Origin of the sequence: Kibdelosporangium philippinense, assembly GCF_021390435.2 — a bacterium.
GTDB lineage: Bacteria > Actinomycetota > Actinomycetes > Mycobacteriales > Pseudonocardiaceae > Kibdelosporangium > Kibdelosporangium philippinense.
The window spans coordinates 1611273-1624625 of the sequence record NZ_JAJVCN010000003.1 but is presented as its reverse complement, the minus strand read 5'-3'; the positions used below and the strand labels follow the sequence as shown (position 1 = coordinate 1624625).

The 13353-nt window shown below is 63.2% G+C and carries 10 protein-coding genes and 1 pseudogene; 5 read left to right on the top strand and 6 right to left on the bottom strand.

The annotated features are described in order from the left end of the window. Positions 1-166: 166 nt before the first annotated feature. Positions 167-1297 carry a carbohydrate-binding protein gene (locus LWC34_RS39775; RefSeq protein ID WP_233730362.1) on the top strand — a complete coding sequence of 377 codons (1131 nt, stop codon included), beginning with the start codon at positions 167-169 and terminating at the stop codon, positions 1295-1297. Positions 1298-1310: 13 nt separating this feature from the next. Here the strand turns inward: LWC34_RS39775 and LWC34_RS39770 are convergent, their stop codons facing one another. Genes LWC34_RS39770 through LWC34_RS39760 form a run of 3 tightly spaced genes read right to left on the bottom strand, consistent with a single transcriptional unit; the run spans position 1311 to position 3379 of the window. Then, positions 1311-2594 carry an amidohydrolase family protein gene (locus LWC34_RS39770; RefSeq protein WP_233730361.1) on the bottom strand — a complete coding sequence of 428 codons (1284 nt, stop codon included), beginning with the start codon at positions 2592-2594 and terminating at the stop codon, positions 1311-1313. A 15-nt stretch (positions 2595-2609) separates the two neighbouring features. Beyond that, positions 2610-2966 carry a hypothetical protein gene (locus LWC34_RS39765; RefSeq protein WP_233730360.1) on the bottom strand — a complete coding sequence of 119 codons (357 nt, stop codon included), beginning with the start codon at positions 2964-2966 and terminating at the stop codon, positions 2610-2612. A 59-nt stretch (positions 2967-3025) separates the two neighbouring features. Further along, on the bottom strand, positions 3026-3379 hold the full coding sequence (locus tag LWC34_RS39760; RefSeq protein ID WP_233730359.1) for a hypothetical protein: 354 nt from the start codon (positions 3377-3379) through the stop codon (positions 3026-3028). Between the two features lie 203 nt (positions 3380-3582). Here LWC34_RS39760 and LWC34_RS39755 point away from each other — a divergent pair, with 203 nt between their 5' ends. Then, positions 3583-4044: a peroxiredoxin gene (locus tag LWC34_RS39755; protein ID WP_233730996.1), complete on the top strand. Its 462-nt coding sequence runs from the start codon at positions 3583-3585 to the stop codon at positions 4042-4044. Between the two features lie 264 nt (positions 4045-4308). Here LWC34_RS39755 and LWC34_RS39750 read toward each other — a convergent pair whose 3' ends face one another. After that, entirely contained in the window at positions 4309-7470 is a 3162-nt protein-coding gene (locus tag LWC34_RS39750; RefSeq protein ID WP_233730358.1) for an AfsR/SARP family transcriptional regulator, read from the bottom strand. 83 nt (positions 7471-7553) lie between these two features. Between LWC34_RS39750 and LWC34_RS39745 the strand changes: the two genes are divergently transcribed. The 3 genes and pseudogenes from LWC34_RS39745 (at position 7554) to LWC34_RS39735 (ending at position 10113) form a co-directional block, all read left to right on the top strand. Then, on the top strand, positions 7554-8432 hold the full coding sequence (locus LWC34_RS39745) for an NAD(P)-dependent oxidoreductase (RefSeq protein ID WP_233730357.1): 879 nt from the start codon (positions 7554-7556) through the stop codon (positions 8430-8432). Then, a pseudogene (locus tag LWC34_RS39740) lies at positions 8423-9265 on the top strand (NAD(P)-dependent oxidoreductase); the annotation flags it as partial. The gene LWC34_RS39745 and the pseudogene LWC34_RS39740, both read left to right, overlap by 10 nt. After that, entirely contained in the window at positions 9262-10113 is an 852-nt protein-coding gene (locus LWC34_RS39735) for an NAD(P)-dependent oxidoreductase (protein WP_233730356.1), read from the top strand. The pseudogene LWC34_RS39740 and the gene LWC34_RS39735, both read left to right, overlap by 4 nt. Here LWC34_RS39735 and LWC34_RS39730 read toward each other — a convergent pair. Continuing rightward, positions 10076-10510 carry a hypothetical protein gene (locus LWC34_RS39730; RefSeq protein WP_233730355.1) on the bottom strand — a complete coding sequence of 145 codons (435 nt, stop codon included), beginning with the start codon at positions 10508-10510 and terminating at the stop codon, positions 10076-10078. The two genes, LWC34_RS39735 and LWC34_RS39730, sit on opposite strands and share 38 nt — an antisense overlap. A gap of 72 nt (positions 10511-10582) precedes the next feature. Beyond that, on the bottom strand, positions 10583-13285 hold the full coding sequence (locus tag LWC34_RS39725; protein WP_233730995.1) for an ATP-binding protein: 2703 nt from the start codon (positions 13283-13285) through the stop codon (positions 10583-10585). Between the last annotated feature and the right edge of the window lie 68 nt (positions 13286-13353).

The window sequence follows — 13353 nt, the reverse complement described above, 5'->3', positions numbered from 1 at the left end:
AGCGAAGGGTACCAACCTATACCAATAACTGACCAGGCAACTCGCCTACGAGCTGGGAAGAAGCGGATTGTGTTTACCTATTGACAACTCTGGTCAACAGGTGGAGTTTACCAGTTACGGCCGGCCGGCTCTCTGCGAGGCTCCCCTGCGACTCGAGGAAGAACCCATGTCCGGATCAAGAATCACCGCGGTGGTCGTGGCTCTGCTGGCCACATTCGCCCCCGCGACTGCGACGGCGTCGTCCCAGGCGAGCGCCGCCTGCGGCGAGCTGTTTGACGACTTCCATTACACGTCCCATACCGACCCGACTTTGGCTGCGCACGGCTGGTCCGCGCGAGCCGACGCCGGTGGCCCAGGCGTGCCCGGTGCAAGGTGGACGCCCGAGAACATCACGTTCCCGACTGTCGACGGCGACAAGGCCGTGCAACTGGCGTCATCGACAGACGGCACAGCGAGCGGAACGAAACACACGGAGTTGCTGCAGAACGAAAGGCGGTTCTTCGAAGGCACGTACGCCGCTCGGATCAAGTTCGCCGACGCACCCGTGAGCGGCGCCGACGGCGACCGGGTCAACCAGACGTTCTTCACCATCAGCCCGCTGCGCTACGACAACGACCCGTTGTACAGCGAGCTCGACTTCGCCGAATACCTGCCCAACGGCGGCTGGGGCGAGCCGGTGTGGCCGGTCAACTTCCACACCTCGTGGCACACATACCAGTTGGAACCATGGGTGTCGAAGAACAAGTACGACAAGCAAACCGCGAGCATGTCCGGCTGGCACACGGTCGTCGCCACCGTGTCGGGCGGCCACGTGAAGTACTATGTGGACGGTCGATTGAACGGCGATCACAGCACGATCTTCGTTGACGGTCAGGAACTCAGCGTGTACCCGCGGCAGCTGATGTCGCTGAACTTCAACCACTGGTTCATCGACCTCACTCAGCACAGCGGCGGCCTGAGCACGTATCACGAGCAGGTCGACTGGGTGTACTACGGCAAGAACCGCGTCCTCACCCCAGCCGAAGCCGTCGCCCAAGCCGGAACATTCCGCGGCTCAGGCGTGCGGTTCAAGGATGACTTGGTCGGCAGTTGCGGCACACCGCCGCCGACCGAACCGCCGCCGCCGACCAACCCGCCTGACTGCACCAACGCCCCAGCCTGGCAATGGGCCACGGTGTACTTGGAGAACCAGCGGGTCAAGCACAACGGACGGCTGTGGCGGGCTCGTTGGTGGACGCAAGGTTCCGAGCCAGGTGTGACGGCCCAATGGGAAAACCTGGGAGCGTGCTCGAGGTAGGGCAGATTTCCGGTCAATGGCTGGACATGACCGCTGTGCGAGCAGGGCCAGATTCCGGCCATTGGCTGGATCTGGAGCCACTGTTTGCGGCAAGGGTTTTTCGGCCAATAGATCTAATTGCTGACATGGCAGCACGTCGGTCTAACCGCACCCTGTGGTTGTGGTTTCCCGGCTTCGGCTGCCACGTCGGCCAGGATCTTGGTGCGCTCTGTTCCATTTCGTTGATCATGTTGAGCTGGAACTGGAAGTACCTGCGTTGTTCTGTCACCGCATCCGGTGTTGAGGGTGCCATCAGGCTGATTTTGTCGGCCCAGTTCTTCCTGGTTTCTTGGGGGATGTAGATGAGCCGTGGATCATTGGCGAAGGTTCCCGGCGGGGACGACACGGCCCTGAGCACAGTCAAGGTTGGGCACTGCCATGTGTTGGCGCGTGTCATTCTGTCGTAGAGGTCGGCGGCTTTGGATGGGCTGTGAGACAAGGAAGCTGCTCGGTCCACTTCGTCTATCACGGCCCAGAACGCGCGGGGACTGGTTGGGTTGATCGGTGTAGTGACGAGCCGCTGCAGGAGTGTTTCTTCGTCACGGGATGTTGCCAGCGACATCTGATACAGGTGTTCGTAGCTGCGCATGCCGTCGGCGATCACTTGACGCACTGGGATCCGGGCTGGTTGGTGTCCTGCGAAGGGCAAGCCGACTTTTCTGGCCTCGTCGATCAGGGCGAGGTATGCCTCGGGCAAGAGAAACGAGTAGATCTTGAGGAAGTCGGCTTCTGCAGCCTTTGCGCGACGAACCGCGGTGCGTGCGTGGTCAGCCGTAACGACCTGGGTTGACGTCGGCCAGCTCGAGTGTTTGCCGTCGATGACCGGGCTGGCGATGGTGAATCGTGGTCCGAGCAGCTTGCCTCGGTTGATGCGGTCACGGACCCGGTGGGTCGCATCGAAGCCCCACATTTCTCGTGCGCTGGTTACGCCGTTGACGATGTGCAGCGGAAGCGTCATCGTCTCGTCGACGCCGTCATGGGTGTGCATGTCCCACAGGCCTGGGATGACGTATTTGCCGCGGATGTCGAGCACACGTGCGCCATCCGCGTGTGGCAACTGGGCGGGCGGGCCTGTCCACGCGATCTGGTCGCCGAGTAGAACTATTGTCGTGTCTTTCGTGGCTGGCGCGCCGGTGCCGTCGATCAGCGTTCCGCCTGTGAGCACGGTGATGTCGGTCGATTCCGTGACGGCGCTTGCCGCTGTGGGCAGTACCGCCACGCCAATGCCAAGCCATCGAAGAAAGGCGCGACGATCCATGCGTCCCCCCGCTGTCTACGTCGATGTGTTCGACTCTAGCCCCCGGGCGATTCGTAGCAAGGCTTCTCGTAGACGTGTGGGTAGTTCTCCCTGGCGGACAAAGCTTTCGCTGAGCCACATCAGTTCGGCGACGTTGTATGCCGTGGCTGGGGCGACCGCGGTGAGGTATTCGGCTGTGCTCGGCGCCCACAATCCTGTGAGTACGGCGACTTCGTGGTCCTCGCGGCCGAGCAGGCGGATCAACGCGCCTTCGTCGACCGCGCGCCACACTCCGGGCGCGGCCCTGCGGCCCAGTTCTCGTAACCGGTCGGATGCCGTCCGGATCTCCTCGGCCGCCAGTCTACCTTCGCGCTCGAACACGTGTTCGATCATTGGCGGTCAATGGCGGTGTGAGCAAATCGAATTAACCCCTCCGGGGGAGAGGTGGCTGCTCAGCGGCTCAAGCGCGCTCGCACAGTCGTGCCGCCGCCCGCGATGCCGGTCGCGGCCAACGCGATGATGGTGAACAAGCCTGCGGTTTCGGCTGACGCGTCGTCGAGCACAAGCGAACCAGACCGGCCGACGACGAAGCCCGCGTACAGCAACCAGCACTGCACGCAGGTCGCGAGCGCGCCGACGACGGTGGTGATCGCCGAGACTCCGGCGACGGCCAAGGCGAGGGCGAACAAGCCGATCTCGGTGTGCGTGTTGGCACCGGCCAGCGATGCGACCAAGGTCGCGAAGATGCCCGCCCCGAAGCCTGCCGCGGATCCCAGTGCACCGGAGATCCTCGGCCATCTGTTCATGTCCTTGGCACCTCTCACCTGTCGATTCACCCACGGTAATCGACCGGTGGCCTCTCGCACTGGCGAGGTTTTGACGCGTTCGGCGGATTCCTTTATGTCTTCTTGATGCCTCGGCGGGAAAGGCCTGGTAGTGAGAAGCACCCGATCGTGTGAGCGATAAGCTGCATTCCCCTGCAGCTGTTGATGAAGGAGATCTCATGGGCGTGGCCGTCGGTGACCTGGTGGAAGACTTCGAACTACCGGATTCGACGGGAACGCCACGACGGCTGACGGAGTTCCTTGAGAAAGGCCCAGTGGTGCTTTTCTTCTACTCGGCCGCGATGACCCGTGGATGCACGATGGAGTCGTGCCACTTCCGTGACCTGGCCGCGGAGTTCGCGCAGTACAACGCACAGCGGGTGGGCGTTAGCGGGGACAGTGTGGACAGGCAGCGGGAGTTCTCGGACAAGCACGAGTTCGACTATCCACTTCTGTCCGATGTGGATGGTGTGGTCGCTGAGCAGTTGGGGGTTCGGCGGAAGATCGGGTTTGGAGCGTTGAAGAATCGGCGGATGACATTTGTGATTGGGGTGGATCGCAAGGTGCTTGCGGTTGTGCACTCCGAGCTGGATATGAATGGGCACGCTGATCGGGCGCTTGAGACTTTGGCTGAGGCTCACGGCTAGGTGGTGGGTGCTGGGGCGGGCTTGGCTTGGAGTCTGGCTGAGGCGCAGAAGTAGGCAAACGGCTGGACGCGGGCGCTGGTGCGCTGTGGCGGCGGGTTTCTAGCCGCTCGGGGTCCCGGGCTTCCTCGTTGGGGTGTGGGTGGTGTGGCGTCGTGTCCGGTGTGCGTTGTGGTTTGTCGGGGTGAGGTTGGGGATGGGTTTCTTGGTGGGTCGTGGGCCCGTGGCGGTGTGTCTGGTGTGGGTTTTCTAGACCGGCTGCCGATGCTATGGCGCCGTCGCTGATGTGGGTTTCTGATTGCTTGGGATCAGGTTGGCTGGTGGGGTTTTCTTTCCGCGTTGGAACTCCGCTGCGAACTTGTCCGGGGTGAGGGCCGCTTGCACCGCTTTCGTTATGCGGTCTATGTCTTGGCGTTGGCCTCTTGGCAGCGGGTGGCCTACTGATTCGCGGGCCTGTGTTGCCGCTCCCAGCAGGCGAGTCGCCAAGGTGTGGTTTCCGGCTAGGGCTTCTGCTCCTGCCAGGCCTTCCAGTGCAAGGGCCACCGCGCGGGGGTCGTTGCCTTCTTGTGCGATCGTTAGGCTTGCTTGGTGGTGGGTTCGGGCTTCTTCTGCGTTTCCTCGGTGTTCTGCTACGAAGCCCAGCTCTGCGAGGATCAGGGTGCTTCCGGATTCGTAGTTTTGGTCCTGATGCCAGGCCAGCACGCTGCGCAGGTGCTTTTCCGCCACGTCAAGGTTTCCTGCTCTCCTCGCGATGAGGGCAAGGCCTGTCTCGGCGTACATCTCGGCTGGTTTGAAGCCGTTTTCCAGGCCTATTCGATGTGCTCGGGAATGCAGGTCCCATGCTTCGTCGTGGTCGCCGTCGAGCAGGGCTATCCGGCCCAGCCAGGAGAGTTGGTAGCTGATTTCTGGGGTCAGGTTGAGTTCTTCGGCCATCTTCAGGCCTTCGCGGTGGACTTGGGCCGCTCGCGCGTAGTCTCCTGCTATCTCCGCGAGGGTGCCGACCATGAAGCTGACCTGGAGTTGCGCCCAGCGCTCGCCGAGGGGTTCGATCAGTTTCGCGCTGCGGGTGGTGTCGCGTTCCGCAGCGGTGAAGTCGCCGCGGGCTTTGTGGTGGGTGACGCGGTCGATCAGTGTGACCGCTGTTCCCCAGTTGTTGTTCAGGGCTTCGAACTCGGATAGTGCTTGGGTGCTCATGAGTTCGGTTGTGGGGACGCCGCCTATGGTTGTCGTTACGTAGCCAAGGAACCACAGTGCCATTGCGCGGTCGGTTGGGTTCTTGATGTCGTACGCGACTTCGATGTCCTTGGCGACTTCACCTGCCAGGATCGCTAGTCCCGCGTCCCATGCCAGCACAGTTGACGGCAGGTCTTGGGCTTCGCCTGGGAGGTCAAGGGCTTGGCGGATTGCCCGGCGGGCTTCGTTTATCCGGCCGCGGAGGAACCAGTACCAGGTCATTGCTTTGACCAGCCGGAGGGCTAGGTGTGCGTGTCGTTGCAGGAGAACGGTTTCCAGCGCTCGGCGGAGGTTGGCTGTTTCCAGGTCGATGCGTTCGAGCCATGAACGCTGTTCGTTTGTACGGAGCTTCGTGTCGGCTTCTTCGGCCAGCTTGATGTAGTACTCAGCGTGGCGGAGGCGGATTTCGTCTAGTTCGCCTGCAGTTTGGAGTTGTTCGATGCTGTACGCCACTACCGATTCGAGTAGGCGGTAGCGGGGGCCGCCGACGACTAGCGAGCGGTCGACGAGGTTGGCTATGTGGGTCATTACGTCGGCCGCGTCGATGTCTTCGCTGGCACAGATTGCTTCGGCTGCCGCCAGGGTTGTGCCTTCTACGTGGACGGCCAGTCTGCGGAGGACCGCCTGTTCTGCTGGAGACAGGAGCTGCCAGCTCCAGTCGATCATCGCGCGCAGCGTTCTCTGCCTGGGTGGGCCGCTGCGGTTTCCGCTTGCCAGTAGGCGGAATCTGTCATCGAGGCGGGCGAGGAGCGCGCTTGTGTCGAGTGCGCGGATTCTGGTTGCCGCGAGTTCCAGCGCTAGCGGGATTCCGTCGAGTCGGCGGCAGATTGCCGCGATGTCCGCCGCATTGTTTGCGTTGAGGGTGAATCCGGGGGAGGCGGCTGATGCCCGCGCGACGAAGAGTTGTACGGCACTGAATGCTCGGACGTCGTCGGCCTCGGCTGTTGCTGCGCTTGGTACCTCCAGCGGTGGGACGTTCCACACCACTTCGCCTGCTACGCCTAGCGGTTCTTGGCTGGTGGCCAGGATGCGCAGCCGTGGTGCGGCATGCAGCAGCGTTGATGCCAGTCGGGCGATCGAGTCGATCAGGCCTTCGCAGTTGTCCAGTACCAGCAGGATTTCCTTGGTGTACAGGGATCCGGCCAGGCGGTCGAGTACGGCGATCTGCTCGTCCCGGATTCCGAGTGTGGCCGCGGTGACTTCGGCGACGAGGTCGTCACGCGGGCACGTCTCCGGTGTGCCGTGTTGTTCGAGGCCCGCGAACTCGACTAGCCATGCTTCCTGGACCTGTCGTGCGGTCTGCAGGGCCAGCCGTGTTTTGCCCACGCCGCCGGGGCCGGTCAGGGTGACCAACCGGGTTTCACCGATCAGCGACAGGATCGACTGCACGGCCGCGTCACGGCCGACCAGTTCGGTCAGTGGTTCAGGCAGGTTTGTCCGCGGCACTGACGGACTGCCCAGTGCCGGATCCTGCTGCAGGATCTTCGAGTGCAGCGCGACCAGTTCTGGACTGGGAGTCAGGCCTAATTCGTCGTCCAGGACCGTGACCAGCTGTCGGTAGCTGTCCAGTGCCTCGGTTTGTCTGCCTGCGCGGTAAAGCGCGCGGAGTTGGAGCGCGCGTAACCGTTCACGCAGTGGATGCGCGGCGACCAACTCGGTGAGTTCGATGGCCAACGGGGCGTGCTCACCCAGTTCGAGTCGCGCTTCGGCCCACTTTTCGAAGGCGACTAGGCGTTCCTCGGTGAGCCGTTGGATCACCGGGATGGCGAACGGCTCGTCTGCGAAGTCCACCAGCGCGGGCCCACGCCACAAAGCCAGCGCGTCGGACAGCAGCGACGACCGAGTCCGCGGATCGGCAACACTGCGGGCCTGGGCGGTCAGCGCACGAAACTGCGTCACGTCCAGGTCGACCTGCATCACGTAACTGCCGGACCGATGAGACACCAGCAGCCGCCCACCCGGCTCGGCGTCTTCCAGAGCCCTGCGCAGCTGCGAGACCTTGGTTTGCAGCGTGTTGACGGGGTTTCCGGGTTGCCGTGCGCCCCACAGGTCGTCCGCCAGTCGGTCGGCCGCGACTGGTCTGCCTTCCTGCACGAGCAAATCTGCCAACAGCGTGCGGACTTTCGCCTCGGGCACGCGCACCTCGCGCCCGTCGGCTGTCCACACCGTCAACGGTCCCAGCACCCCGAACTTCACAATTCGAACCTAGCGGCACCTACCGACAATTTCCGTGCGTCGATCCGCAGTGATCCGTGCGCGACCCTGCGCAGAGTGGGGTCATGCCAGATCTCAGCAAGCCCGCAGTCACCGTCCTTGGGCTCGGTGACATGGGATCCGCCCTGGTCAGAGCGCTGCTCGCGGCCGGATATCCGACGACCGTGTGGAACCGCACACCGGCGAAGGCGAAACCGCTGGTCGACGAGGGTGCGACGCACGCCACTACGGTCGCTGACGCGGTCACAGCCAGCAGGCTGTTAATCGTCTGTCTGCTCGACCACAACACTGTGGCTGACGTGCTCGACACCGTGAGAGACGCGTTGAGCGGACGGGTCGTGGTCAACCTGACCAACAGCACGCAAGGACAGGCTCGTGAGCTCGCGGGCAGGTACGACGTCGACTATCTCGACGGCGGGATCATGGCCGTGCCGCCGATGATCGCGACGCCAGCGGCCTTCGTGTTCTACAGCGGGTCACGCAGCGCCTACGACACCAACAAGGCCGTGCTTGAGACGTTCGGGGAGAGCATTTACGTCGGCACCGACCCGGGTTTCGCGGCACTGCACGACATCGCGTTGCTCAGCGGCATGTACGGCATGTTCGCTGGCGGACTGCACGCTCTCGCACTCATCAACTCGGCAGGCATCTCGACGACCGAGTTCGCGCCATTGCTCAAGCGCTACGTCACCTCGATGGCCGGTTACGTCGACGGCCTGGCCGAACAGATCGACAAGCAGGACTACGCGATCAACGTCACCTCGAACATCGCCATGCAGTCCGCTGGATACATCAACCTCACGCTTTCCGCGCAGGAACAGGCAATCAGCGCGGAGCTGCTCGAACCACTCGGCCCGCTGATGGCACGGCGGGTCGCGGACGGGCACGGCCACGAAGACATCGGTGGCGTGATCGAACTGTTGAAGAAGGGGAACAAGAAGTGATCACAGTCATTGGCCTCGGGCCGATGGGACAGGCGATGGTCCGGGGATTCCGCAAGGCCGGCCACGAAGTCACGGTGTGGAACAGGACCGCGTCACGAGCCGAAGGGCTCGACGCAGCAGTCGCGCCGACCGTGGCTGAGGCGCTCGACGCGAGTGAACTGGTCATCTTGAGCCTGACTGATTACAAGGCCATGTACGACATCCTTGATGGACAGTCCATCAAGGACAAGGTGATCGTCAACCTCAGCTCGGACTCGCCCAACAAAACTCGCGAAGCCGCGAAATGGGCAACCGAGCAGGGGGCGACGTTCATCGACGGCGGCATCATGGTCCCGGCCGATCAGGTGGCCACGGAAGTTGCATATGTGTTCTACAGTGGACCGGAGGACGCTGTCCGGAGGCTCGAGCCGGAGCTGAGCGTGATCGGCAGTGTCAAGTACGTCGGCTCAGCGCCTGGTCTTGGCCAGCTGTTCTACCAGGCACAGCTGGACATCTTCCTGACCACACTCGCGGCTTATCTGCACGCGTCGGCGCTGGTGGGAGCGGCAGGCGTGCCGATAACCGAGTATCACGAGTTCGCGCTGGAGAACTTTGCCACGGTCAACTTCGTGCTCGCGGACGCGCTGAAGAACATCCAGTCCGGCGAGCACCCCGGTGACCTGGCGAACGTGATCATGATGGGTGCGACGGCCGATCACATCGTCGCGGCCAGCAATGAGTACGGAGTGGACTCTGCCCTTCCATACGCAGTGAAGTCCTTGTACGACAGGGCTATCGCGATGGGACACGGCCGCGACAACTGGACCAGCCTGTACAACGTGGTGAAGCCGTGAAGGTGACTGTGCTAGGGCTCGGCCAGATGGGCGCGGCGATTGCCGTCGCGCTCGTCAAGGCCGGGTACGAAACGACAGTCTGGAACCGCAGTCCTGGCAAGACAGTGCAAGGCGCCAACCACGCGAAGACCGTCCAGGAAGCCATTGCCGAAAGTCCGGTCGTGATCGCAGCGGTGTCCGACCACGAGACAGTCCGAACCGTCGGTGGAACAGCCAAGGTTTTGATCAACCTGGCGACCGGAACACCTGAACAGGCAAAGGAAACAGCGGACTGGGCAGCTGAGCGAGGCATCGAGTACCTCGACGGCGCCATGCTGGCGGTGCCGAGCAACATCGCGACACCGGACGCGCATTTCCTGTTCAGCGGGTCGAAAGCGGTCTTCGAGGACAACCGGAGAATGCTGGACCTGTTGGCCACCAACCACTACCTCGGTGAGGATCCGACGGTCGCGGCGTTGTGGGACGCGGCTCTGCTGAGCATCGGGTACTCGGCATTCTTCGGCTTTTTCCAAGCCTTTGCGTTGCTGGAAACCGCGGGGACACGGCCGTCCGAGTTCGTTCCGGTGGCGCAGCAGTCGATTCAGGGCCTGTTCAGTTTCATCCGTGAACTCGCCGGTGAGATCGAGACGGGCGACTACCGGGGTGGAGCGTCCCCTGTGGACATGAACCGAGCCGTTCTCGGCAGCCTTGTCGGTACCAGTCTGTCCCGTGGCGTCAACGCGGAAACGCTGACGCCGATCCGGGCTCTGCTTGACCGCCGGTCAGCGGACGGGCATGGCAATGACAGCCTGTCGAGCGTGATCGAGGTGCTCAGGACTGGAAAAGGTCGTCAGGCACCGGCAGGCTGAGTGCGGTGAGGAACTCGGAAACCTTCGTTTCGACGAAGACCTCGACATCGGAGTCTTCCTCGTCCCAGTCCACTTCTTCGTCCTCGGCGAGGAAGTCGACAAGATCGTCGGAGGTGACGGCCGAAGCGCCGAGTTCCTCACGCCACGCGGCCAGACCTTCCGCCTCGCGCACCACATCCGTCGGCGCCGAGGCGGTTTCGTCGGCGAAGTAAACGCGGGGAGTGACCCCGATGTACGCAACACCGGTGCCGGGACCGGCTGGGCTGTAGCTGACCGTGCCGATGTCACTGTCGTGAATGTCGACCATCAGCCATGGCCCGGACACATCGGGCCGCACGTCGTTGTCATGCGGTGTCCACTTGTCACCGTCATACAGATAGGTACCGAATAAACCCACTGCAGAACCTTAAAGCGCCGACTCGGCAGGCTCAACTCCCGTGTCGATGGAAGTGTCACAGTAACGATCAAGCTACTGCAGTGCTTGGCGGATCCGGTCGACGTCGCCCCGCTCACCTGGGGGTAGCGGGGCGTCGACGGAACGCCTGAGCTGGTCGGCTTCGGCCAGTAGTTCGGCGGCCTTCGTGGTACGTCCGGCAAGGGCATGCGCGCCCGCGAGGCCTTCGAGAGCGAGAGCGATGGCTCGTGGATCCTCGGTGGCACGAGCCACGGTCAGGTCTTCCGCATGCAAGGCCAGCGCTGATTGGACGTCACCTCGGAGTTCCGCGATGAAGCCGAGTTCGGCAAGCAGCAGTGCGGTTCCCGCGTCACCGCCCCAGCGGCGGCACCAGTCGAGCCAGGCCCGGAAGTGGGCCTCGGCCTCGTCGAGCTTGCCTTGCCGACGTGCGCTCAGGCCGAGTCCGACTTCGGCGAACTGCACGCCACGCTGGTGCGACTGCTCGGCGGCCAGTCGCGCTGCCTGGGTGTGCAGTTCGTCGGCTTTGCGATAGTCCATTTGTAGCAACGCGATTCGGCCGAGGCCGGACAGTGCGTACGAGGCTTCGACCGCGAGGCCTAGTTCCGACGCGACTCGCCGGGCTTCTACCTGCAGACGCGCGGATTCGGCGTAGTTTCCGTGGGTCTCGGCTAGCGAAGCAAGCACTTGGTTAGCTTTGATCTGGCCCCAGCCGTCGCCAAGCTCACGGAGCAGGACGTGGCTTCGCGCAGCCAAGTCTTGTGCCGAGGGGAAATCGCCTCGGGCGAATGCCGTTGTCGCTTTGGTGTACAAGGCGATCGCGCGATCCCAGTCGTCTCGGGGTTCGTCGAATTCCATGCCGCCGGTGAACCCGTGTTGGGCGTACGTCAGGAACCAGCGGGCCCGCGGGTCGATGTCGCCGTCCGGGATTTCGGGCTCCGCGCCGTCTCGGATCAACAGCGTGAACCCGGCATACCAGGCTTGTGACGTTGGTGAATCGCCGTTCTCGAACGCGCGTTGGGCTTCGCCGAACCGGCCACGCAGGAACCAGTACCAGCTCAACGCCTCGGCCAGACGGGGATTGCGAGCACGGCGGAAGTTCGCCGCTTCCGCGTCCAAATTGACTAGCCACTCTTGCTGTCTGTGACCGCGCAAGTACTTTGCGGCCTCTTCGCCGAGTGCCGTGTAGTACGAACGATGCCGCTCTCGCATCCACTCCAGTTCGCCCGCTTCCGTCAAGCGTTCCTGACTGTAGGCGGCCACGGATTCCAGCAGGCGGTAGCGAGGCATGGTTACGAGTGACCGATCCACCAAGCGCGCCAACGTATCCAGGGATGCGCCAGTGAGGTCGATCGCAGCATCGAGCGTGCATCCGTCTGCGGTTACGGCCAACCGGCGCAGCACGACCTGCTCATCCCGCGTGAGCAAGCCCCAACTCCAGTCGATCATCGCGCGCAGGGTCTGCTGGCGCTGGGGAACACCGCGCCTCTCGCCGGACAACACGGTGAACCGATCATCCAGCCGGGCAGCGAGTTCACGCACACCCATTGCCCTTACGCGGGTCGCGGCCAGTTCAAGTGCTAGCGGAATACCGTCCAGCCGACGGCAGATGGCTTGAACCTCAGCATCCACTATGGATAGACGAGCTCGTTTCATGAACAGTTCGACAGCATCGGACTGGGAAAGTGGTTCCACAGGAAGGACTTGCTCGCCGTCCACAGTCAGAGGTTCCTGACTGGTCGCGAGAATACGCAGACCCGGCGCGGCAGAAAGCAGTTCCTGAGCCAGTTCGGCTGCTTGGGCGATCAGGTGCTCACAATTGTCCAGTACCAACAGGAGTCGCTTGGCACGCAGCGCATCCACCAACCGGCCGCGTACATTCAGAACCTGGGCGACGACGTCGAGTACGTAGGTGGCGGAGGTTAGATCGGCCAGCCAGGTTCCGTCTGGAAAGGACTGTCCAGTCGCGACTTCGAGAGCCAGCCGGGTTTTGCCCACCCCGCCGGGACCGGTCAACGTCACCAACCGGCCCTCGGACAAGGCTTGACGCGCGTCCGCAACCGCCTGGGCGCGGCCGATCAAGGGCGACACCGGGGACGGAAGGTTGGTCTGAGGCACCAGGATCGACTGGTACACGCTGCTGAGTTCCGGACTCGGATCGACTCCGAGCTCGTCGGCAAGCAGCTGACGGAGTTGGTGGTAGCTCTCCAAAGCTTCGGCTTGCCGCCCGGCACGATAGAGCGCCCGCATGTTCAAGCCACGCAACCGTTCCCGCAACGGATACCGGGTCACCAACTCGTCGAGCGACACGTCCTCGCCCAACTCGGCCTGATCTTCCAGTGCTGTCAGACGTAGTTCGTCCAGCCGGTCGATCACGGGCCGGGCGAAGTCGGCGTCCTCGAAAGCCGGTCCACGCCACAACTGCAGTGCCTCTGCCAGCAAGCGTGCCTTGACCGCAGGCGATTCAGCACGAGCCTGGCTGAGCAGCGCCTGGAACTGGAGCATGTCCACTTCGTCGGCGTCGAAACGCAATTGATAGCCCGAGGGATGGGAGATCACACGGTCCGCGCCGATCGCCTTACGCAGCTGCCAGACACGGGTCTGCAGGGTGTTCTTGGGGTTCGCGGGCAGCCGATCGCCCCACAGATCCTCGATCAGCCGGTCTGTGGTGACGAGCTTGCCCTCGTGCGCCAGCAGATCGGCCAGCAGCGCGCGGACCTTGGTCTCCGCGATCCGGACCGGTTCGCCGTCCGCCCACACCCGCAATGGACCGAGCACCTCGAACCGCGCAGACCAAGCCTAGACCAGATCTAGACCGCGTTTCCGCA

Bases quoted from the DNA above. Each gene is read 5' to 3' on its own strand.
- LWC34_RS39770 (WP_233730361.1), bottom strand. From the start codon at position 2,594: ATGGATCGTCGCGCCTTTCTTCGATGGCTTGGCATTGGCGTGGCGGTA.
- LWC34_RS39765 (WP_233730360.1), bottom strand. From the start codon at position 2,966: ATGATCGAACACGTGTTCGAGCGCGAAGGTAGACTGGCGGCCGAGGAG.
- LWC34_RS39775 (WP_233730362.1), top strand. From the start codon at position 167: ATGTCCGGATCAAGAATCACCGCGGTGGTCGTGGCTCTGCTGGCCACA.
- LWC34_RS39745 (WP_233730357.1), top strand. From the start codon at position 7,554: ATGCCAGATCTCAGCAAGCCCGCAGTCACCGTCCTTGGGCTCGGTGAC.
- LWC34_RS39760 (WP_233730359.1), bottom strand. From the start codon at position 3,379: ATGAACAGATGGCCGAGGATCTCCGGTGCACTGGGATCCGCGGCAGGC.